The 22,427-nt window shown below is 61.5% G+C and carries 19 protein-coding genes; 11 read left to right on the top strand and 8 right to left on the bottom strand.

All coding sequences use genetic code 11. The annotated features are described in order from the left end of the window. The first annotated feature begins 56 nt into the window (after nt 1-56). From AB4P91_RS17155 to AB4P91_RS17115, 9 genes are all read left to right on the top strand, one after another. The gene (locus AB4P91_RS17155; protein WP_003218556.1) at nt 57-1,016 is read left to right on the top strand and encodes a MoxR family ATPase; all 960 of its coding nucleotides are present in this window, start codon (nt 57-59) and stop codon (nt 1,014-1,016) included. 5 nt (nt 1,017-1,021) lie between these two features. Next, nucleotides 1,022-1,966: a DUF58 domain-containing protein gene (locus AB4P91_RS17150; RefSeq protein WP_395603275.1), complete on the top strand. Its 945-nt coding sequence runs from the start codon at nt 1,022-1,024 to the stop codon at nt 1,964-1,966. Further along, a complete protein-coding gene (locus AB4P91_RS17145) occupies nt 1,963-2,460 on the top strand; it encodes a DUF4381 domain-containing protein (RefSeq protein ID WP_395603274.1) in 498 nt (165 codons plus the stop codon). Before AB4P91_RS17150 ends, AB4P91_RS17145 begins: the two co-directional genes overlap by 4 nt. Then, complete coding sequence (locus tag AB4P91_RS17140; protein ID WP_395603273.1) at nt 2,453-3,532, top strand: vWA domain-containing protein; 1,080 nt, start codon at nt 2,453-2,455, stop codon at nt 3,530-3,532. The genes AB4P91_RS17145 and AB4P91_RS17140 overlap by 8 nt, the downstream gene beginning before the upstream one ends. Continuing rightward, nucleotides 3,529-5,265: a tetratricopeptide repeat protein gene (locus AB4P91_RS17135; RefSeq protein WP_395603272.1), complete on the top strand. Its 1,737-nt coding sequence runs from the start codon at nt 3,529-3,531 to the stop codon at nt 5,263-5,265. The genes AB4P91_RS17140 and AB4P91_RS17135 overlap by 4 nt, the downstream gene beginning before the upstream one ends. Then, a complete protein-coding gene (locus AB4P91_RS17130) occupies nt 5,262-6,899 on the top strand; it encodes a BatD family protein (RefSeq protein ID WP_395603271.1) in 1,638 nt (545 codons plus the stop codon). The genes AB4P91_RS17135 and AB4P91_RS17130 overlap by 4 nt, the downstream gene beginning before the upstream one ends. A gap of 218 nt (nt 6,900-7,117) precedes the next feature. Then, the gene (locus AB4P91_RS17125; protein WP_395603270.1) at nt 7,118-8,362 is read left to right on the top strand and encodes an exonuclease SbcCD subunit D C-terminal domain-containing protein; all 1,245 of its coding nucleotides are present in this window, start codon (nt 7,118-7,120) and stop codon (nt 8,360-8,362) included. Next, the gene (locus tag AB4P91_RS17120) at nt 8,359-12,000 is read left to right on the top strand and encodes an AAA family ATPase (protein WP_395603269.1); all 3,642 of its coding nucleotides are present in this window, start codon (nt 8,359-8,361) and stop codon (nt 11,998-12,000) included. Before AB4P91_RS17125 ends, AB4P91_RS17120 begins: the two co-directional genes overlap by 4 nt. Beyond that, entirely contained in the window at nt 11,997-12,581 is a 585-nt protein-coding gene (locus tag AB4P91_RS17115; protein ID WP_395603268.1) for a glutathione S-transferase, read from the top strand. The genes AB4P91_RS17120 and AB4P91_RS17115 overlap by 4 nt, the downstream gene beginning before the upstream one ends. Before the next feature lie 8 nt (nt 12,582-12,589). Here the strand turns inward: AB4P91_RS17115 and AB4P91_RS17110 are convergent, their stop codons facing one another. The 8 genes from AB4P91_RS17110 to AB4P91_RS17075 form a co-directional block, all read right to left on the bottom strand. Further along, a complete protein-coding gene (locus tag AB4P91_RS17110; protein ID WP_042559497.1) occupies nt 12,590-12,847 on the bottom strand; it encodes a hypothetical protein in 258 nt (85 codons plus the stop codon). Further along, nucleotides 12,844-13,056, bottom strand: a complete 213-nt coding sequence (locus AB4P91_RS17105; protein WP_150592131.1) for a hypothetical protein — start codon at nt 13,054-13,056, stop codon at nt 12,844-12,846. The genes AB4P91_RS17110 and AB4P91_RS17105 overlap by 4 nt, the downstream gene beginning before the upstream one ends. A 258-nt stretch (nt 13,057-13,314) precedes the next feature. Further along, nucleotides 13,315-13,494, bottom strand: coding sequence for a hypothetical protein (locus AB4P91_RS17100; protein ID WP_042559499.1), 180 nt, complete (start codon nt 13,492-13,494; stop codon nt 13,315-13,317). 156 nt (nt 13,495-13,650) lie between these two features. Beyond that, on the bottom strand, nt 13,651-14,826 hold the full coding sequence (locus AB4P91_RS17095) for a lactonase family protein (protein ID WP_150592132.1): 1,176 nt from the start codon (nt 14,824-14,826) through the stop codon (nt 13,651-13,653). Next, the gene (locus AB4P91_RS17090; RefSeq protein WP_038368119.1) at nt 14,813-15,124 is read right to left on the bottom strand and encodes a DUF5629 family protein; all 312 of its coding nucleotides are present in this window, start codon (nt 15,122-15,124) and stop codon (nt 14,813-14,815) included. The genes AB4P91_RS17095 and AB4P91_RS17090 overlap by 14 nt, the downstream gene beginning before the upstream one ends. Before the next feature lie 165 nt (nt 15,125-15,289). Next, nucleotides 15,290-16,870: an aldehyde dehydrogenase (NADP(+)) gene (locus tag AB4P91_RS17085; protein WP_395603267.1), complete on the bottom strand. Its 1,581-nt coding sequence runs from the start codon at nt 16,868-16,870 to the stop codon at nt 15,290-15,292. 9 nt (nt 16,871-16,879) lie between these two features. Further along, the gene (gene araD1, locus AB4P91_RS17080) at nt 16,880-17,872 is read right to left on the bottom strand and encodes an AraD1 family protein (protein WP_395603266.1); all 993 of its coding nucleotides are present in this window, start codon (nt 17,870-17,872) and stop codon (nt 16,880-16,882) included. A gap of 145 nt (nt 17,873-18,017) precedes the next feature. Further along, nucleotides 18,018-19,340: an MFS transporter gene (locus AB4P91_RS17075; RefSeq protein ID WP_150592135.1), complete on the bottom strand. Its 1,323-nt coding sequence runs from the start codon at nt 19,338-19,340 to the stop codon at nt 18,018-18,020. A 193-nt stretch (nt 19,341-19,533) separates the two neighbouring features. On the opposite strand from AB4P91_RS17075, the gene AB4P91_RS17070 reads away from it, so the two are divergent. Further along, nucleotides 19,534-21,270, top strand: a complete 1,737-nt coding sequence (locus AB4P91_RS17070; RefSeq protein WP_395603265.1) for an IlvD/Edd family dehydratase — start codon at nt 19,534-19,536, stop codon at nt 21,268-21,270. Between the two features lie 186 nt (nt 21,271-21,456). After that, nucleotides 21,457-22,176: a FadR/GntR family transcriptional regulator gene (locus AB4P91_RS17065; RefSeq protein ID WP_150592137.1), complete on the top strand. Its 720-nt coding sequence runs from the start codon at nt 21,457-21,459 to the stop codon at nt 22,174-22,176. The last annotated feature ends 251 nt before the right edge of the window (nt 22,177-22,427 follow it).

The raw sequence follows: 22,427 nt of genomic DNA, 5'->3' as shown, positions 1-22,427 counted from the left end.
CCAGCCCCGGCGTTACCCGAACGCCTGTGGCCACCCCTTTCCAGGAACAGTCACCGATGGAACATCGTGAAGCGCTGCTGGCGCTGCGAACCTTTCTTTCAACGCAGATTCTCGGCCAGGAAAAACTCATCGAGCGTTTGCTCATCGCCCTGCTCGCTGACGGCCACATGCTGGTCGAGGGCGCTCCGGGTCTGGCCAAGACCAAAGCGATCAAAGAACTCGCCGAGGGCATCGAAGCCCAGTTCCATCGCATCCAGTTCACCCCCGACCTGTTGCCTGCCGACATCACCGGCACCGAGATCTATCGCCCGGAAACCGGCAGTTTCGTGTTTCAGCAGGGGCCGATTTTCCACAACCTGGTGCTGGCGGACGAAATCAACCGGGCCCCGGCCAAGGTGCAATCGGCGTTGCTTGAAGCGATGGCCGAGCGTCAGGTCAGCGTCGGGCGCAGCACCTATGAGCTGTCGCCGCTGTTTCTGGTGATGGCCACGCAGAACCCGATCGAGCAGGAAGGCACCTATCCGTTGCCGGAAGCGCAACTCGACCGCTTCCTGATGCACGTCAAAATCGGCTTCCCCGACGCCGCCGTCGAACGGCGCATCCTCCAGCAAGCCCGTGGCGAAGCGCTGAACGGCGAGACCAAACCCGAGCGCCGGGTCAGCCAGCAGGCGATCTTCGCCGCCCGCAAGGAAATCCTTGGCCTGTACATGGCTGACGCCGTGGAGGAATACCTCGTGCAACTGGTCATGGCCACGCGCACCCCGGCCAAGTTCGACCCGGAAATGGCTGAATGGATCGCCTATGGCGCCAGCCCGCGCGGTTCGATCGCCCTCGATCGCTGCGCCCGGGCCCACGCCTGGCTGGCCGGGCGCGACTTTGTCAGCCCCGAAGACATTCAGGCGGTGCTGTTTGATGTGCTGCGTCACCGCATCATTCTGTCGTTTGAAGCCGAGGCCGCCGGTATCGACCAGGATCGCGTGGTGCAGCGGATTCTCGACGTCGTAGCCGTCGCTTGACCCCCATGAACGCCCCTCTGCCGTCCGAACCGGGCATCCGCGTCAGCCTCGCCGAGCTGATCGAGATGCGCCACCGGGTTCGCGAAGTGCAGCTGTTTTCCACGCCGAGCCAGCGCAGCCCGCTGATCGGCTTGCATCACTCGAAATTCCGCGGGCGTGGCGTCGACTTCGATCAGGTACGGGTTTATCAGGCCGGCGACGACGTGCGCACCATCGACTGGCGTGTCACCGCTCGCACCCAGGAGCCGCACACCAAGCTGTTCCATGAAGAACGCGAACGGCCGATCTTTATCATGGTCGAGCAAAGCACGCGGTTGTTTTTCGGCTCGGGGCTGATGTTCAAGTCGGTGCTGGCGGCGCAAGTGGCGGCGTTGATCGGCTGGGCCGCGCTGGGTCATAACGACCGGGTCGGCGGCCTGGTGTTCGGCGACAACGAGCACTACGAAATAAAGCCACGACGGAGCAAACAGAGCCTGCTGCAACTGCTCAACCGTCTGGTGAAGGTCAACCAGTCGCTGCACACCGAGCGCGAACCGGATCGCGACACGCTCGGCGTGGCCCTGCGCCGTGCCCGTGAAGTGCTGCGTCCGGGCAGTCTGGTGATCGTGATTTGCGATGAGCGCGCACTGTCTGACAGCGCCGAGCAGCAACTGAGTCTGCTCTCGCGGCATTGCGACCTGCTGATGCTGCCGCTGTCCGACCCGCTTGATCACGCCCTGCCCGCCGCCGGCCTTTTACGATTCGCCGAACGAGGCGCGCAACTGGAACTCGACACGCTCAATTATGACTTGCGCCAGACCTATCGCGCCCAGGCCGAAGCACGCATCGCCCGTTGGGAATTGCTCGCGCAAAAGCTGCGGGTGTTGCTGATGCCGCTGAGCACCCAAAGCGAGATGGTCGAGCAGATGCGCGAGTTCCTCAACCCGCAGCGACCGGGGAAAGGTCGATGAACGCTCTCGAACAACTGCAACCGCTGATCTCCCCGCCGCCGATTGCCTTCTGGCCGCCGGCGCCGGGCTGGTGGCTGCTGCTTTTGTTGTTACCGCTGCTCGGCTTCGCCGTGTGGCGTCTGCGCCGTTTCATCCCGATGAAAAAACGTCCGGTCGTGCGCGCCGAACAGCCGCTCGACCCGGTGCGCATCGCCGCCCTCGCCGAACTGGCACAAATGCCCAAACCCTACGACGGCGCTCCGGCCGGGGCCTGGCTGCAACAACTCAACGGCCTGCTCAAACGCCTGTGCCGCAACCATTACCCCTACAGCCAGAGCCACACGCTCAATGGCCGCAAGTGGCTGGCGTTTCTCGACAACCGTTGCCCGGCCGCCGGCCTGACGCGCTGGATGGTGCTGGTCGAAGGCGCCTACAAACCGGAATGCAAACTCGACGACAAAGCCATCGCCGGCCTGACCCAAGCGGTCGACACGTGGATTCGCAAGCATGTTTGAATTCGCCTGGCCGTGGATCTTCGTCCTGTTGCCGCTGCCGTGGCTGATGCGCCTCGTGCTGCCGGTGGCCGACAGCGGCGAGCCGGCATTGAAAGTCAGCTTCCTCTCCGACCTTGAAGGCCTTGCGCGTCGTCGTGCTCGGGCCAACCTGCCGGCGTGGCGCCAACAGGCACCGTTTATTTTGCTGTGGCTATTGCTGTTGAGCGCCGCTGCGCGCCCGCAATGGCTTGGCGAACCGCTACCGATTGCGGCCAGCGGGCGGGATCTGCTGGTCGCGGTGGACGTGTCCGGATCGATGGACTTCCCCGACATGCAATGGCAGGACGAAGACGTCAGCCGCCTGGCTCTGGTGCAACACTTGCTGGGCGATTTCCTCGAAAGCCGCGACGGCGATCGCGTTGGCCTGATCCTCTTCGGCAGCCAGGCTTATCTGCAAGCCCCCCTGACCTTCGATCGCCACACAGTACGCGTCTGGCTCGACGAAGCGCGGATCGGCATCGCTGGCAAGAACACCGCCATCGGCGACGCCATCGGTCTGGCCCTGAAACGCCTGCGCCTGCGCCCGGCGCAAAGTCGCGTGCTGATTCTGGTCACGGACGGCGCCAACAATGGCGGCGAGATCGATCCACTGACCGCTGCCAGACTCGCGGCCAGCGAAGGCGTGAAGATCTACCCGATCGGCATCGGCGCCAACCCTGAAGACAGCGGCTCCACCGCGTTGCTAGGGGTCAATCCGAGCTTGGACCTCGACGAGCCGGCGCTCAAAGCCATTGCTGAAGTGACCGGCGGCCAGTATTTCCGCGCCCACGATGGTCTCGAGCTGCAAGCGATCAAGGACACCCTCGACCAACTAGAGCCGGTGACCCAGCAACCGACCCAGGCACGACCGGCGCAAGCCTTGTATCACTGGCCGCTGGCGTTGACCTTGTGGCTGAGCCTGCTGTTGGTCGTGCGCGAATTGTGGCCGGACAACCCGTTGCAACGCCTGTTCAACAAGGAGCTGTACCTGCAAAGTCCGCTGCCTGACTGGCGTGAGCGCCTCAAACGCTTGCGTCTGCGGAGGCGCCGATGATCGCTCTTTGGCCGCACTGGTTCCGTCCGTGGTGGTTGCTGTTGCTGCCGCTGCTCGGCTGGCTGATCTGGCAACTCTGGCATCGGCAAAAACGCGCTGGCCGCTGGCAGATGATTTTGCCGCCGGCATTCCACGCCACCCTGCTCAGCGGCGGTAGTGGTCGCGACAGCAAACTGCCGTGGGTCGCCTTGGGCGTGGCATGGCTGCTGACGATTCTGGCGTTGCTCGGGCCGAGTTGGGAGCGCGTCGAACAGACCAGTCAGAAACCCGCCGACCCGTTGGTGGTGGTGCTGGAACTGACTCCGGAAATGCTCGCCACCGACTCGCCGCCAACCCGGCTTGAGCAGGCGCGGCGCAAGTTGTTTGACCTGTTGCAGGCACGCAGCGATGCGCAAACCGCGATTGTCGTCTACGCCGGCAGTGCCCACACGCTGGTGCCGCTGTCGGATGACCTGGCGACCAGTCGCAACCTGCTCGACGCCCTCAAACCTTCGCTGATGCCGCAAAGCGGTCATCGCGCTGACCTTGCGGTGAGCAAGGCGCTGGCATTGCTCAAACAAGGCGCGCTCGGCCAAGGGCGGATTCTGTTGATCGGCTCATCCCTGAATGAAGAAGAGCGCCAAGGCATTCGCCGTGCGCTGAGCGGTGAGTCGGCGCAACTGTTGATGCTCGGCGTCGGCACCGCTGAAGGCGCACCGATTGCTCAGGAGGACGGCAGTTTCCTCAAGGACGAACAAGGCGCAATCCGCGTGCCGCAACTCGACAGTCCGGGCCTCGGCGCCTTCCTCAACAGCGTTGGCGGCGACTATCACGTCACACGGCTGGACGAAGGCGATCTGGGCGCCCTCGGCCTGCTCAATGGCCCGCGCAGTTTGCGCGACGACGGCCAGACCGTGCGCCTCGACACCTGGGCTGATCAGGGTTACTGGCTGCTGCTGCCGCTGTTATTGCTGGCGGCGTGTGCCGGGCGTCGCGGCTGGTTGTTCTGTCTGCCGCTGCTGTTCTGCCTGCCGCAGCCCAGCTACGCTTTTGACTTCGAAGACCTGTGGCTGCGCCCCGACCAGCGCGGACTGCACTTGCTCAAGCAGAAACGCCCCGCCGAAGCGGCGCAACATTTTGCCGATCATCAATGGCAAGGGGTGGCGTTGTACGAGGCCGGCGACTACAGTGGCGCCGCCCAGCGTTTCGCCGAAGGCAGCGATGCCCGCGCCCACTACAATCGAGGCAACGCGCTGGCGAAAAGCGGTGAGCTGGACGCCGCCATCGATGCCTATGAACAGGCCCTGGAGTTGCAACCGGACTTGCGCCCGGCGCAGACCAACAAGGCGCTGGTGGAAAATCTGCTGAAGCTGCAAAAAACACCACCGCCCGCTGAACCGGAGCGCAAACCGACGGAGCAAAACCTGCCCGGCGATGAACCGCCGCCAGCGACCGCGCCGCCACCGGCGGTACAAAGTGAAACCCAAAGCGAGGCTCAGCCCGCCGAGTCGGCCAGCGAACCACCACCGACCGCCCCGCCGCTGCCAGGCCCCGACGAATTGCCAGGCAGTGACGAGGAAGAAGAAACGAACACCGTGCCGACGCTGCGTCCCAGCGAGGACAACCTCGAAGGCGAGCAACGTCAGGCACTGGAACAATGGCTGGGCAAGATCCCGGATGACCCCGGCGAATTGCTGCGACGCAAATTCTGGTACGAACAGCAACAACATCAGGATCAGGAAACCATTCGATGACCCGCTTCACCGTGCTCTTGCTGCCCCTGCTGATCTACACGGCCACCGCGCACGCGGCCGAGTTGATCGCCAGCGTGGATCGCAGTCGCCTGAATTCCGGCGAGACGGTCGAACTCACCCTCGAAACCAGCGACGTCACCCAGTTCGGCAAACCCGACCTGACACCGCTGGAACCGCTGTTCGAAGTACGCGGTACGCGGCAGGTCAACCAGTTGAACACCCTCAGCGGCGACAACCGCGCCACCACGCGCTGGATCATCACCCTGTTGCCAAAGGAAAACGGCAGCGTGCTGATTCCACCGCTGCAACTGGGCGATGTCCAGAGCCAGCCGATCACCGTGCAAGTGGTCGAAAGCGATGTTCGCGAGGACAAGAACAGCCTCGATCCGGTGTTCATCGAGGCCAGTCTCGATCAGTCCAGCGTTTACGTGCAGGCCCAGGCGATCCTGACCTTGCGCATCTACCATTCGGTGTCGCTGTATGACGACAGCAGCCTGACCCCGCTGCAAATCGCCGACGCGCGCGTCGAGCAACTGGGTGACACGCGCACCTACGAGAAAGACATCAATGGCGTGCGCCATGGCGTGATCGAAATGCGCTATGCGATCTACCCTCAGCACAGCGGCTTGTTGACCATTGCGCCGCAGACGTTCAGCGCAACGCTGGTCGAGACTCAGCCCGCCCAGGACTCGACCGCACAAGGGCCGAAACCCGGCAAGTTGATGCGAGTCAGCTCCGCGCAAATCCCCCTCACGGTCAAACCCAAGCCGCTGACCTACCCGATCGATGCGCCATGGCTGCCGGCCCGCAGCTTGAGCCTGAGCGAAAGCTGGAACCCTGAGCCAGAACACACTCAGGTCGGCGATTCGCTGACACGCAGCCTGACCCTGAAGGTCGAAGGCCTGGCCAGCTCTCAATTGCCCGCCATGCCCGCCACCGAAGTCAACGGCCTGCGGCGCTACCCGGATCAACCGGTGCTGAGCAACCAGAGCAGCGACCGTGGTCTGATCGGCAGCCGGGAAGAACGCGAAGCGCTGGTCCCGAGCCGCAGCGGTTTAATCGACCTGCCAACGGTGGACGTCGTGTGGTGGAACACTTTCGAAGATCACCTGGAACACACGAGCTTGCCGGCGCGCACCCTGCAAGTGGCCAACAACCCGAGCCTGCAAGTCGACACCCCGACCGGCAGCCTGCAACCGAACGCGGTCGACAATGATGTGTTGTGGTGGTGGAAACTCAGCACACTGATTCTGGCCTGCACCACCCTGCTCGGCTTCGGCCTGTGGTGGCGTGCGCGCTGGCAACCGGCGATCCTGCGCGCCACACAAACCGGCCCGAGCCCGCGCACGTTGATGGACGACATCAAGCGTGCGAGCCAGGCCAACGACCCGCACGCCACCCGTCAGGCGCTGGATGCCTGGGCGCGTCAGCAACCGGAAACCCTGGCCGATATGGCGGCGCGTTTTGTGCCGTTGTCGGATGCGCTGGATGGGCTCAATGGTGCGCTGTACAGCGAGACTGGCCAGCACTGGCAAGGCGAGGATCTGTGGCGGGCGATCCGCACGATTCCTGCGGCGGAACGGGTGCAGGACCCGGTGGGTGACAGTGGGTTGCCGCCGCTTTATCCAAAGTAAAATCAAAAGACCGTTGCCTTCGGCAACGCCTACAGGGCATCAATGTTCACCCCGCCATTTCGCTGAGAACGGCCCCCTGTAGGCCCGGCGGCAGCTCGCGAACTCCAGATCCATCACGCCTTTGGGCAAGTCGGCGCTTTTGCCAGTAAACTCTCCCCTCTTTCGCCGCCCCTCATTTCCCCGCGGCCATCACCTCTTTAATTGTTGCGGAGTCCACCTTGCGTCTGTTTCACACCTCCGACTGGCACCTTGGGCAAAACCTGCACGGCCAGGAGCGCGATTTCGAGCATGCGTGCTTCCTCGAATGGCTGCTGCGCCAGCTGAAACTGGCACAGCCGGATGTGCTGTTGATTGCCGGTGACATCTTTGACACGGTCAATCCGCCGGTCAAAGCCCAGGAACGCCTTTACGACTTCATCGTCAGCGCCCACGAGCAGCAACCGTTGCTGACCATCGTGATGATCGCCGGCAACCACGATTCCGGCTCGCGGATCGAACTGCCCGCGCCGTTGATGCGCCGTTTGCGCACCCACGCACTGGGTCGCGTGCTGTGGCTGGACGATGGCCAACTCGATGCCGAACGTCTGTTGCTGCCGCTGCCGAATGCCCAAGGCGAAATCGCCGCGTGGTGCCTGGCGTTGCCGTTCCTGCGTCCGGCCGAAGTGACTGGCGCGCACTTGGGTGACAACTATTTGCGTGGCATTGGCCAAGTGCATGAATGGCTGATCGAAGCGGCCAACGCCAAGCGCCAACCCGGTCAGGCATTGATCGCCATCAGCCACGCACACATGGCCGGCGGCTCCGTTTCAGAGGATTCCGAGCGCAGCCTGATTATCGGTAACGCCGAAGCCCTGCCCGCCAGTCTGTTCGGGCCGAGCATCAGCTACGTCGCCCTCGGCCACTTGCACAAACCGCAGAAGGTCAACGGTGAGGAGCGCATTCGCTACAGCGGCTCGCCGATTCCGTTGTCGTTCTCGGAGATCGGTTATCAGCACCAGATTCTCGACGTCACCCTCGACGGCGAAACGCTGGTCAGCGTCGAACCGAAACTGATCCCCCGCGCCGTCAACTTGCAGCGCATCGGCCCGGCACCTTTGGCCGAGATTCTGCTGCAACTGGCGGACTTGCCGAACGTCGATCTGCTGGCTGAAACCCAGCGCCAACCCTGGCTGGAAGTGCGCGTGCGCCTCGACGAGCCGCAACCGGATCTGCGCCATCAGGTGGAAACCGCCCTGCAAGGCAAAGCCGTGCGTCTGGTGCGCATCGCCGCCGAATACGCCGGCAACCGGGGTGCCGATGGCGTGGAGGACGGCACCGCGTTGATCGAACTTGACCAACTCACGCCCCAGGAATTGTTCAGCCGCGCGTGGCTCGACAACTACGGCAGCGAGGTCGATGAGCAAACGCTCAAGGACTTCGCCGAACTGTTGCAAGACGTGCAAATGGAGGGCGAGCAGCCATGAAGATTCTCGCCATTCGTTTGAAGAACCTCGCCTCGCTGGCCGGGCCGTTTGAAATCGACTTCACCGCCGAGCCGCTGGCCAGCGCGGGTCTGTTCGCGATCACCGGCCCGACCGGCGCTGGTAAAAGTACCCTGCTTGATGCCTTGTGCCTGGCGCTGTTCGGCGCCGTGCCGCGTTTGAACAACACCGGCCGTGACGCCAAAGTCCCGGATGCCGACGGCGAAATCGCCACCGGCGACCCGCGCACGTTGCTGCGTCGCGGCACCGGTGAAGGCTACGCCGAGGTGGATTTTGTCGGTATAGATGGCCGTCGTTATCGCGCGCGCTGGGAAGCCAATCGTGCACGGGAAAAGGCTGGCGGGAAGTTACAGGCCAGTCGGCAGAGCCTGCGCGACATCGATCAGGATCAACTGCTCGCCAGCCAGAAAGGTGAATACAAGACTCAACTGGAAGCCGCGCTGGGCCTGAATTTCGAACAGTTCACCCGCGCCGTGCTGCTGGCCCAGAGCGAGTTCAGTGCCTTCCTCAAGGCTGACGACAACGATCGCAGCGAACTGCTGGAAAAACTCACCGACACCGCGCTGTACACCCAGCTCGGGCGCCGCGCCTTCGACAAGACCAAGGAGGCCCGCGAAGCGCACAAGCTGTTGCAGGATCAGGCCACCGGCGTCACCCCGCTTGCGCCCGAAGCCCGGGCGGAACTGGATGAGCGTTTCAATGCCGCGCAACAACAGCTGAAGCTGCAGCAGACGCAGCTCAAGCAGCTTGAACAGCAGCACGGCTGGCTCAAGGAGTTGCGCCTGTTGCAGGAATCGCAGCAAGCCGCGACCGAGCAACTGCACGGCGCGCAACAACAATGGGAAAGTCTGGCCGGCGAGCGCGTGAAACTGACGCGCCTGGAGCAACTCGGCCCGCAACGCCACCAGTTCGCGCGTAAAACCGACCTGGATGCGCTGCTGACACCGCTGGCGGCACAGATTGCCGCGCATACCCAGCAACACGCAGAACTGGGCAAGCAGCAGACGCTGCTGGAGCAAAACCTGGCGGCGGCGAAAGTCGCCCTGAGCGAGGCACAACAGCGCCAAAGCGAGAATGCCCCGCTGTTGCGTCAGGCGTTTGAAGAACAAAGCACCCTCACCCGTCTGGCCAAAGAAGCAGCCAGCAGCGCCGATGCCAAACAGCGTGCACAGCACGCCTGCACACAAGGCCAGAGTGACATACAAGCCTTGCTGGAAAAGCAGGGCCAGGTCGCTGAACGCCTGCAACACATCGCCGCCGGACTTGAGAAAAGCGCGCACCTGGCGCCATTGAGCGATGCGTGGAATGCCTATCGCGATCGCCTGCAACAGCTGATGCTGATCGGCAACCGTTTGAACAAAGGTCAGGCCGAACTGGCCTCGCTCGAAGAGAGCGCCACGCGCAACGCTGAAGCATTCGCCGCACAAAAGCAGCAGCTCGAAGTGCTGTTCAAGGAGGCCGGTGCCGAACCCGATGCCGTCGCCGAGCAGATCGGCATCCTCGGCAATCTGTTGCAGGACAATCGCAAGCAACTGCGCGCCTTTGAAGACCTGTCGCGCCTGTGGGCCAGCCAACAGGATCTGCACAAGCGCAGCAGCGAGCTGCAACAACGCCAGCTCAGCGCCCAACAGGAGCGTGAGCGGCTGACCCAGGACGGCGTAAAAACCAAGGCCGAACTGACCGTCGCCGAACAAACCCTCAATGTCACCCGCGAACTGCTGGAGCGTCAGCGTCTGGCCCGCAGTGCCAGTGTCGAAGAGCTGCGCGCGCAGTTGCAGGACGATCAGCCCTGCCCGGTCTGCGGCAGCAACGAGCACCCGTATCATCAGCCCGAAGCGTTGCTGCAAAGCCTTGGTCGCCACGATGAAAGCGAACAGGCCAACGCCCAGCAAGTGGTCGATCAGCTCAAGGAAAAGCTGGTTGAACTGCGCGCTGAGGTCGGTGGTGTCATTGCTCAGCAAAAAGAGCTGCTGCAACAACAGGAACAATTGGCCGCTCAGCAACAGGCGCTGGCGCCGAGCCTCGACGCTCATCCGCTGTCCGCGCAGTTGCATAATCAGGACGCCGATAAACGCGACGCCTGGCTCACCCGCCAAAACGAGCAATTGAATCAGAGCATCGCTCAGGACGAACAACGCCAAGGCGCCCTGCTCACCCTGCAACAGGATGCCGCGCGCCTGACCCAACAATTGCGGCAGGCCGAAACCGCGCATCAGCAAGCGGCGCAGCACTTGAGTAACCAGCAGCGCGAGTTGAGCAGCGATCGCCAGCGCCTTGATGAAGAACTCACCGCGTTTGGCAGCCTGCTGCCGGCGGACACGCTTCAAGCCTTGCGCCTGGAACCGGCCGCGACGTTCATGCAGCTCGACCAGCAGATTGCCGAGCGCCTGGCGCAAGTCGAGCAGCAGAAGGAAGAACTGGCCGAGCAGCAACAACGTCAGCAAACGCTGGAGAAAGAACAGGACCGCCAGCAGACCCGCCTGCAGCAATCGCAAGCCGCCGAGCAGCAATTCAATGCGCTGGCCGAGCAACAACAGGCTTGCCAGCAAAAGCTCACGCAACTGCTCGGTGAGCACAGCAGCGCCGAGCACTGGCAGCAGCAACTCGAACACGCCGTTGAACAGGCTCGCAACGCCGAAACCGGCACGGCTCAAGAGCTGCAAAATATCAGCACGCAACTGGTGCAGATCGCCGCCGAACTCAAGGCCCGGCGTGAACGTTTACAAGCGCTGGAAAGTGAAGACAAGGATCTCACCGGCAAGATTGCCGACTGGCGCGCCCGCCATCCCGAGCTGGACGACGGCGGTCTCGAAGACCTGTTGCGGGTCGATGACGCGCAACTGACTGAATTGCGCCAACACTTGCAGCGCAACGAAAAAGCCATCGAACAGGCCAACGTGCTGTTGCAGGAACGCGATCAGCGCTTGCTCGATCATCAGGCCCAGCACAACGGCGATCTCGATGCCGAACAACTCGCCAGCGCCCTTGTTGATCTGCAGAACCAGTTCAACGTCAGCGAGCAGCACTGCGCTGAATTGCGCGCCGAGCAGGCTGAAGACCAGCGCCGGCAGAACGCCAATCAGGCACTGGCGCAGCAAATCGCCGACGCCTACGCCGAGTACCAGCGCTGGGCACGTCTGAGTGCGCTGATTGGTTCGGCGACGGGCGACACTTTCCGCAAGATCGCCCAGGCCTACAACCTCGATTTGCTCGTGCACCACGCCAACGTGCAGTTGCGCCAACTGGTCAAACGCTATCGCCTGAAACGCGGTGGCAGCATGCTTGGCCTGCTGGTGATGGACACGGAGATGGGCGACGAATTGCGTTCGGTGCATTCGTTGTCCGGCGGCGAGACGTTCCTGGTGTCGCTGGCCCTTGCGCTGGGCCTGGCCTCGATGGCGTCGAGCACGCTGAAAATCGAATCACTGTTTATCGACGAAGGCTTTGGCAGCCTTGATCCGGAATCCCTGCAACTGGCGATGGATGCCCTCGACGGCTTGCAGGCGCAGGGCCGCAAGGTCGCGGTGATTTCTCACGTGCAGGAAATGCACGAGCGGATCCCGGTACAGATTCAAGTGCTGCGTCAGGGCAACGGCTTGAGCACGCTGGAGGTGAAATGAACACGCTGTATTCATTCCGCCGCTGCCCCTACGCCATGCGCGCGCGGATGGCCCTGCGTTATTGCGGCGTGCCGGTGGAGATTATCGAGGTCAGCCTCAAGGCCAAACCCGCCGAGATGCTCGCGATCTCGCCCAAAGGCACGGTGCCCGTGCTGGATGCGGACGGTCGGGTGATCGATGAAAGCCTGGAAATCATGCGCTGGGCGCTGGCACAGAATGATCCGCAGGATTGGTTGCTCGGCGGTGATGCTCGGATTGCCGAGTTGATCGAAGCCAATGATCAGGTGTTCAAGGGCCACTTGAACCGCTACAAATATGCCGAGCGCTATCCCGAGCAGCCGATGGAAGTTTATCGGGCCGAGGGCGAGATGTTTTTGCGCAGGCTCGAAGAGTTGCTTGAAGGGCGCGATTACTTGCTGAGTGATCATCCGAGCCTGGCGGATGTGGCGTTATTGCCGTTCGTACGCCAGTTCGCCCATGTCGATCGGGAGTGGTTCGCGCAAACGCCGTACGTTCGCTTGCAGGCGTGGCTTCAGCGATTCCTCGAATCCGAGCTCTTCACCTCGATCATGAAGAAGTAACCACGGGGTCAGGCCAAAACCTGGCACATGCCCAGGGCCGAGCAATCCACTTCGAACGGCCCGAGGAAATTCGCTGCGGCCTTGCTCGGCGGATTGCCGGCCAGCAGCCCCAGCGTATTCGCCCGTTCGATGTCGTGGGCGATGTTGTGATTGGCCTCTATGGCCCGCGCCAGCGCTCCCACCGAGCCTTGACCAATGCCCAGCAACGATGCGCCGTTAGTCATCAATGCGAGACTGGCGATAACCCAAAGTCTGTAGCCTTTCATGCGCCGCCGACTCCTGCGAGTTCCGCCCGGTCTACCATCGCGCTTTGCGAGCGGTGTTCGAACTGAATACCGGGACTTGCGACCTGAATCGGTGCGTCGAAGCGGTGTTCCATCTGCGATGAGAGGCTGACGATCAGTACCAGCGCCAGGTAAAGGCCGATGGCCAGGTAGGCGCCGAATTTGGCAGAAGAGATGATTGTGCTGGCCATGGTGTTCTCCCGTGGGCATGTGTCGATGCCCACAGAATCGATCAAAAAAGCTGTGGCAACCACTCAGGGTTTTCCATAGTGAACATCAGCTTCGTTGATCATTAAGCCAATCTATTTCGTCGTTGAATAAAACCTATGACACAAGGATTTTTCGCACCCACAAACGTGCAGGAGCTGCCGAAGGCTGCGATCTTTTGACGTTGAGGATCAAAAGATCGCAGCCTTCGGCAGCTCCTGCAGGGAGTTTTGTCTGTGTGTTCAGTGCTGGGCTTTGTGATCCAGCGCAGCGTAGAAGTTGGCGCTCTGTTGCAGATATTTCTGGGTGTAGCTCTGGGCGTGGGATTTTTTGCCGTTGATTTCGACGTTGGCACTGGCTGGCAGAACCACGGTGGCGGAGATGGCGGAAGCGGCGATGACGGAGAAGAGATTGAAGTTCATGGCGGTAACCCTCGTGTTCGGTTGGCTTGCTTGCCCGGTTGGGCTGTGGAGCCAACTTAACGCTCGAGGGTTGATCGCTTGAAATGCTTTGTAACAGTAGCAGTTATCAGCGCGATTAATACATAGAGACAGGCCCCGTGAATCGGGGCCTGTGGCTTATTGTCGCACTACAAATTTGAGGTCGCTGGGCGCATCCATTGGCAGTTTCTGCACGGTTTTACCGAGCAGGCCGGTCTTGCCATCGCGTTCGACGACGACAATCTCATTGCTCTTCTGATTGGCAATCAACAGGAATTTGCCACTCGGGTCGAGGCTGAATTCGCGCGGGTGATCACCGTCCACCGAACGTTTTTGCAGTTCCTTGAGCTGGCCGGTGGCCGGATCAATGCTGAACACGACCAACTGATTGGCGGTGCCACGGTTGCTGACGTAGAGGAATTTACCGTCAGCGCTGGCATGCAAAGCAGCGGCAGCCTTGTCCGAGGTCGGCTGGCCAGCCGCCAGATCAACCAATTGCGTCTGGGTCAGCACGCCGTCGTTGTAATCGAACACGGCAACCTGAGCGCTCATTTCCATGGTCAGCCAGGCGTGTTTGCCATCAGCGCTGAACAGCAGGTGACGCGGACCACTGCCCGCCGGCATAGGCACGGCAGCGGTTTTCGCCGGTGTCAGCGGCAGCTCCGGGTTGGCCTTCGGGTCGAACTGGTAGATGAAGACCTTGTCCGCGCCCAGATCATTGGAGAACACGTAGCGACCGTCCGGCGAAGAGACCGTTGAGTGCACATGGTTCGACGCCTGACGCTCGGGATTGACCCGGCTCGCCGGGTGCGCGCTCATCTGCACCACCGGTTTGAGTTTGCCGTCGGCCGCTACCGGCAACACCGCCAGGGTGCCGCCCGGATCTTCCATCACCGAATAGTTGCTGACGAACAAATGGCTGGCGTCATGGCTGAGGCTTGAATGGGTCGGTTCGTTGCCCAGGCTTTGGACTTGATTGATCAAACTCAGCGCATGGGTTTTCGGATCAATCGCATAACTGCTGACGCGACCGACCGGATCGGTCTGGCCCGGACCGTTTTCGTTGACCACGAACAAGCGTTTCTGGTCTTTGGACAGAGTGAGCCACGACGGGTTTTCGCTTTTCACCACTTGCAGTGGTTTGGCTTCGATCTGACCGGTGGCGCTATCGAAGCTCATCCGATAGATGCCTTGGCTGGCGCCGGCAGTGTAAGAGCCGACCAGCAGCTGAAAGCTTTCAGCGGATGCACTGGAAAGGCCCATCGCACCGACGCTGCCGGCCATCAGCAACGGCCAGAATTTACGCATTTTCATCAGTTTCATCCTCGTCATCGCTACTGCTGACGACGTCGCCGTGGCAGACCAGGCGGTGTTCGCCAATAGCTTTGGTCTCATTGAAATAACCGACGATCAACCAGCTCTGCAGAGAATCATCGAAGGTGGCTGCAGCGACCTGCGCCGGCGTGAATTCCCAATGCTTGGCCGCTCGGCCATCGATGCATTCGATGTGCAGATTGTCGTCTTCATCGAGGGCGAATTCGAAAGCGTGCAGGCCGTCGATTTCGACCATACCGCAGTGTTCGAGGGCGTTGAGAAGAGTTTGGGCAGTCATGGTGAACAGTCTTTCTAGGGGGGAAAGAGCGAATGATAGCTTATTGTCGATACAGATCCCTGTGGGAGCTGGCTTGCCAGCGATAGCAATCTGTCTGACACATCAATGTGGGATGTGCCGCAGTCATCGCTGGCAAGCCAGCTCCCACAGGTTATGGGTGTTGCCTTACAACGCTTCGCGCGAAGGCTTGCCATCCACCAGGCGCTGGATACGCAACGGGTTGGCGTTTTTCAGCGGTTCCGGCAGCAAGGTGTCGGGGTAGTTCTGGAAACACACCGGACGCAGGAACCGATCAATGGCCAGTGTGCCGACCGAAGTGCCACGGGCATCGGACGTCGCAGGGTACGGGCCGCCATGGACTATCGAATCACACACCTCGACACCGGTCGGATAGCCGTTGAGCAGGATGCGCCCGACCTTCTGTTCCAGCAGCGGCGTCAACTCCGCGAACGCTTGGAAGTCCGCCGGCTCGCCGATGATCGTCGCCGTGAGCTGCCCGTGCAAACCGTTCAATGCGGCACTGAGTTGCGCCTGATCGGCCACCTCGACAATCACCGTGGTTGGGCCGAAGACTTCTTCCTGCAGCACTTCATCGCCGTTGATCAACAGGCTGGCGTCCGCTTTGAACAGCTGCGGCTGCGCTTGATTACCCTGCTGCGGATTACCGGCCAGATGTTCAATGCCCTGGTGCGCGAGAAGCTTCTGCAAGCCGTTGCCGTAACTGCCAAGGGTGCCGGCATTGAGCATGGTTTGCGCCGGTTGGTCGCCGATCAAACCTGCCACCTGTTGCACGAATGCGTTGAACTCAGGCGAGCGAATGCCGATGACCAAACCCGGATTGGTGCAGAACTGACCGCAGCCCTGCACGACCGACGCGGTGAGGTCGCGAGCGACGCTTTCCGAGCGAGCGGCCAGCGCCTGTGGCAAGACGATCACCGGGTTGATGCTCGACATCTCGGCAAATACCGGGATCGGTTGCGGGCGTGCCGCGGCCATGTCGCACAGCGCCCGTCCACCCTTGAGCGAACCGGTGAAACCCACAGCCTGAATCGCCGGATGCTTGACCAGCCACTCGCCGACGCCACCGCCGTAGATCATGTTGAACACACCCGCTGGCACCTCGGTTTTTTCCGCCGCACGAATCAATGCATCAGCCACCAGTTCGGCCGTGGCCATGTGACCGCTGTGCGCCTTGAACACCACCGGGCAACCGGCAGCGAGTGCCGATGCGGTGTCGCCACCGGCAGTCGAAAACGCCAGCGGAAAATTGCTCGCGCCGAACACGGCAACTGGACCGAGGCCGATGCGGTACTGACGCAGATCCGGGCGCGGCAATGGCTGGCGATCCGGCAACGGCAAATCGATCCGTGCCCCATAGAAATCGCCACGGCGCAGCACTTTGGCGAACAGACGCATCTGGCCGCTGGTGCGACCGCGTTCGCCCTGAATACGGCCAGCCGGCAACGCGGTTTCGCGGCAGACAACGGCGACGAAATCATCACCGAGCGCGTCCAGTTCATCGGCAATCGCGTCGAGAAACTGCGCGCGGCGCTCGGCGCTGAGGCTGCGATAGGCCGGGTAGGCGGCAGCGGCGGCTTTGGCGGCGGCATCAACTTCTTCGGCCGTGGCCTGGATGAAATCGTGAGGCAGCTGTTCGCCCGTCGTCGCGTCAACGCTTTGCAGTTTGACGTTGCCGGCAGCACTACGCTGACCGCCGATGTAGTTGTGACCGAGAATCTGAGTCATGGGATCTCCTTAAAGGGTGCCGATGCTGTCCGGTTCGAAAACGGCCTGAACCGGGGCGATGCCATTGATCAGCGGTGCGCCGAATTCGGCCTGGCTGATTTCGAAAACGTCACCCGGTTGGGTGCGAATGCCATCGGCGAACGACAGGGTCGCGGTGCCGAAAAAGTGAATGTGCACGTCGCCCGGGCGCAGGAATTGGCTGTACTTGAAGTGGTGGTATTCGAGGTTCGCCAGGCTGTGGCACATGTTGGCCTCGCCACTGAGGAACTCGTTCTGCCACAACACTTCGCCATCACGCAGGATACGACTGGTGCCTGCAAGGTGTTGGGGTAGCTCACCGACGCGAAGTTCCGGACCATAACTGCAACTGCGCAATTTCGAGTGGGCCAGGTACAGGTAATTCTTGCGCTCCATGACGTGATCGGAGAACTCGTTGCCGACGGCGAACCCCAGGCGATACGGCTTGCCGTCGTGGCCGATGATGTACAGACCGGCCATTTCCGGCTCTTCGCCAGCGTCTTCGGCAAACGGCGGCAACGGGAAGGCTTCGCCGGGACGCACGACGATGCTGCCGTCGCCCTTGTAGAACCATTCCGGCTGAACACCGGCCTGCCCCGCCACCGGCTTGCCGCCCTCGACGCCCCATTTGAAGATTTTCATGGTGTCGGTCATCGCGGTTTCGTCACCGGCCTGCTGGTGCATCTTGTCGCGGGCCGAGGCGCTGCCCAGATGCGTCAGACCGGTGCCGCTGACCAGCATGTGTGCCGGGTCCGGGTGATCGAGCGGCGGCAGAATGCGCAGGTCTTTGAGCAATTGCGCATAGTCGTGGCTGCTGCCCAGGCCGAGGGTTTTGACTTGCTGCTCCAGAGTGCCGCCGGCTTCGATGGCGGCCAGGGCCAGATCACGCACGCTGCGGGCGTCCTGCACTTCGCGCACCACAGCGCCTTCGACCACGCCGACGCGGCGTTCGCCGTTACTCAATTCGAATTGAACCAGATGCATAAGGTTTCTCCTGTTCTTTCAAAATCACCGTAAATCCCTGTGGGAGCGAGCTTGCTCGCGAAGACGGTGTGTCAGTCACCAATAATTCTCAATGTGCCGGCCTCTTCGCGAGCAAGCTCGCTCCCACAAGGGCCAGCGCCAGTCTTTAGGTTCTGGTCGCACCGCGGGCACTCGCGGCAAACTGGTCAGCCGGCAACACGTGCTTACGCTCCAGCACGCGATACACCACGCCGGTCAGAATCAAACCAAACACCATCACCCCCGACAGGAAATACAACCCCGAAGCCAGATTGCCGGTGTGTTCCTTCAGCGCCCCGATCACGAACGGCCCGATGTAGCCGCCCAGGTTGCCCACCGAGTTGATCAGCGCGATCCCCGCCGCCGCACTCGCACCGGCAAAGAACCGCCCCGGCAGCGTCCAGAACACCGCCGTGCAGGAAAACAGCGCAAACGCCACCAGACACAGCGCCGCCAGTTGCGCCACCGGCAATGACAGCCAGGCGCTGAGGAACAAACCGATCGCGCCCAGCACATACAACACCGCCAAATGCCCGTAGCGATCGTTCAAGCGATCGGAACTGCGCGGGATGATCAGCAGGCCGATGATCCCGAAGATGTAAGGCACCGACGACACGAAACCGGTCACCAGATCGCTGCCGCCGAACTGTTTGATCAACGTCGGCAGCCACAAGCCGAGTCCGTAGATGCTCAGGGTCACCGGCAGATAGAACAGCGCCAGCAGCAACACGCGTTTGTCTTTCAGCGCATGCAAAGGATTGCCGTGACGGGTCTGGCCGTATTCCTGCAGATCCTTTTTCAGCTCGCCGGTTAGCCAGTCTTTCTCGGCCTGATCCATCCATTTCACCTGTTGCGGGCCGTCAGGCAACCAGCGCAGCACCGGCCAGGTCAGCAGGATCGCCGGGGTGCCGATGACGATGAACAGCCACTGCCAGCCGTGCAGACCAAGAATGCCGTCCATGCCCAGCAAACCGCCGGACACGGGACCGGTGATCATCATGGCGATGGGTTGCGAAAGAATGAACAGCCCGAGGATCTTGCCGCGATGGCGCACCGGGAACCATTGGGTGATGTAATAGAGAACGCCGGGGAAGAACCCTGCCTCTGCCGCGCCGAGCAAAAAGCGCATGACATAAAAGCTGTGCGGGCCCTGGACGAAGGCCATGCCGATGGTGATCGCGCCCCAGGTGATCATGATCCGCGCAAACCAACGCCGCGCGCCGAAGCGTTCGAGCATCAGGTTGCTGGGAATTTCAAAAAGGAAATAACCAATGAAGAACAGCCCGGCACCGAGGCCATAGGCCGCATCGCCGATGCCGATGTCGGCGCCCATGTGCAGCTTGGCGAAGCCGACGGCGGAGCGATCCACATAGGCGATCAGGTACAGCAGGATCAGGAAGGGAATCAGTTTCAGTGTGATGCGCCGAATCAGGCGCAATTCCTGGCTCATGAGATCGGTCTCCGATTGTTGTTGTTATAGAACCTCGGGGGACGCCTCTCACGGAAAACCGCCAGGGCCATCCCTCCGTCGAAAACGACTATATAGTATTACTAATTACCCAACAACACTTCCAAACGGTCGAATTTGAGCTTATGTTAGGCCATCGCTGGAACACTATAGTCATACAATAAGAGAATCGATCATGTCTGATAAGAAACCCACCCTGCGCTCCGCCCAATGGTTTGGCACGGCCGACAAGAACGGCTTCATGTACCGCAGCTGGATGAAGAATCAGGGCATCGCCGACCACCAGTTTCATGGCAAGCCGATCATCGGCATCTGCAACACCTGGTCGGAATTGACCCCGTGCAACGCGCATTTCCGCCAGATCGCGGAGCACGTCAAACGCGGGGTGATCGAGGCCGGGGGCTTCCCGGTGGAATTCCCGGTGTTCTCCAACGGCGAATCCAACCTGCGCCCGACCGCCATGCTCACCCGCAACCTGGCGAGCATGGACGTTGAGGAAGCGATTCGCGGTAACCCGATTGACGGCGTGGTGCTGCTGACCGGTTGCGACAAAACCACTCCGGCGCTGCTCATGGGCGCAGCCAGTTGCGACGTCCCGGCCATCGTCGTCACCGGCGGGCCGATGCTCAACGGCAAGCACAAGGGCAAGGACATCGGCTCCGGCACCGTGGTTTGGCAGCTCAGCGAACAGGTCAAGGCCGGCACCATCACCATCGACGATTTCCTCGCGGCCGAGGGCGGCATGTCGCGTTCGGCGGGCACCTGCAACACCATGGGCACGGCGTCGACCATGGCGTGCATGGCCGAAGCACTGGGCACTTCGCTGCCCCACAACGCGGCAATTCCAGCGGTGGATGCGCGGCGTTATGTGCTGGCGCACATGTCCGGCATGCGGGCGGTGGAGATGGTTCGCGAGGATCTGAAACTGTCGAAGATCCTGACCAAGGAAGCCTTTGAAAACGCGATTCGCGTCAACGCTGCCATCGGCGGTTCGACCAACGCCGTGATTCACTTGAAAGCCATCGCCGGGCGCATTGGCGTCGAGCTGGATCTGGACGACTGGACGCGCATCGGCCGCGGCATGCCGACCATCGTCGATCTGCAACCGTCCGGGCGTTTCCTGATGGAAGAGTTTTACTACGCCGGTGGCTTGCCAGCCGTGCTGCGTCGCCTGGGTGAAGCCAACCTGATTCCGCATCCGAATGCCCTGACCGTCAACGGCAAGTCCATCGGCGAGAACACCAAGGACGCGCCGATCTATGGCGAAGACGAAGTGATCCGCACGCTCGACAATCCGATCCGTGCTGACGGCGGTATCTGCGTGCTGCGCGGTAATCTCGCGCCACTGGGTGCGGTGCTCAAGCCGTCCGCCGCCAGCGCCGAACTGATGCAACATCGCGGCCGTGCAGTGGTGTTCGAGAACTTCGACATGTACAAGGCGCGAATCAATGATCCGGAACTGGAGGTTGATAAAGATTCGATTCTGGTGATGAAGAACTGCGGGCCGAAGGGTTATCCGGGCATGGCCGAAGTCGGCAACATGGGCCTACCGGCCAAGCTGTTGGCACAAGGCGTGACCGACATGGTGCGCATTTCCGATGCGCGGATGAGCGGCACGGCGTACGGCACGGTGGTTTTGCACGTGGCGCCGGAAGCGGCAGCCGGTGGGCCGTTGGCCACGGTGAAGGAAGGCGACTGGATCGAGCTCGATTGCGCCACTGGCCGTTTGCACCTGGACATTCCGGATGCCGAACTGGCGGCGCGCATGGCCGATCTGCAACCACCGCAACAATTGCTGGTGGGCGGTTATCGTCAGCTGTACATCGACCATGTGTTACAGGCGGATCAGGGCTGTGACTTTGACTTCCTGGTAGGTTGCCGTGGAGCAGAAGTACCGCGTCACTCCCATTAAGAACCCCGCCCTTCCCTGTGGGAGCGAGCTTGCTCGCGAAAGCGGTGGGTCAGTCAACCACGTGGCGTCTGACACTCCGTATTCGCGAGCAAGCTCGCTCCCACAGTTGTCTTTGTCTGCCTCAAGATTGTGCCGTGCCTGCTATGATGCGCGGCATCTCCATCGCTCAGGATCGCGCCGCCCCCCATGGATTACCGTAAACCTTCCGACCGCAAAAGCATGCACTCGCGCATTGTCCAGGAACTGGGCAAGCAGATCGTCTCCGGACGCTTTTTGCCCGATGACAAACTGCCCGCCGAAGCCTTGTTGTGCGAGGAGTACGCGGTCAGCCGGCCGGTGTTGCGTGAAGCCACGCGGGTGTTGGTGGCCAAGGGTCTGGTGTATTCGAAGCCGCGCGTCGGCACGGTGGTCAAGGCGCGCCGCGAATGGCACATGCTCGACCCGGACGTGCTGCACTGGCTGATGCAAAGCAGCCCGCAGAATGAGTTTTTCAACGTGCTGACCAGCGTGCGCAGCATCATCGAACCTGCCGCCGCCGCCCTCGCCGCCCAGCATGCGACCGATGCCGACATTGCCGCCATTGGCGAAGCCTACCAACGCATGGAAGCGGCGCCGACGCCGGAAGCACTGCTGCAACCGGATCTGGATTTTCATAGCCGCATTGCCGATGCGACGCACAATGATTTGTTGGCGAACCTGTGCAACATGTTGTCGGTGGCGATTGCCGAGGCGTTGAAACATTCGAATCAGCGGCCGAATCTGCATGAATTGGCGCTGCCAAGGCACAAGGCGATTTTGACGGCCATTGAAAATCGCGATGCGCTGGGGGCGCGGCATGCGACGTTGGTGCAGCTGGATGATGCGCGCAGTGCGTTGAGTGTTGTGTTGGGGGCTGAGCTTTCTTAAGACTTTAGATTGATTGCCCTCACCCTAGCCCTCTCCCAGAGGTAGAGGGGACTGACCGAGTTGTGCTTCTTGATACATCGACCTGAAAAACCGAGTCGATTATGGATTCACAGCAGGACGTTCAGATCGGCGAAAATTCCCAATATCCCCCGTTCGGTTCCCTCTCCCTCGGGGAGAGGGCTAGGGTGAGGGGCTCTTGATCTTCACCCACAAAAAAAGCCGCAACCCTAAGGTTGCGGCTTTTTCATTTC

Origin of the sequence: Pseudomonas sp. B21128, from assembly GCF_044218865.1 — a bacterium.
GTDB classification, from domain to species: domain Bacteria; phylum Pseudomonadota; class Gammaproteobacteria; order Pseudomonadales; family Pseudomonadaceae; genus Aquipseudomonas; species Aquipseudomonas iridis.
This window is presented reverse-complemented; position numbering and strand designations above follow the sequence as displayed.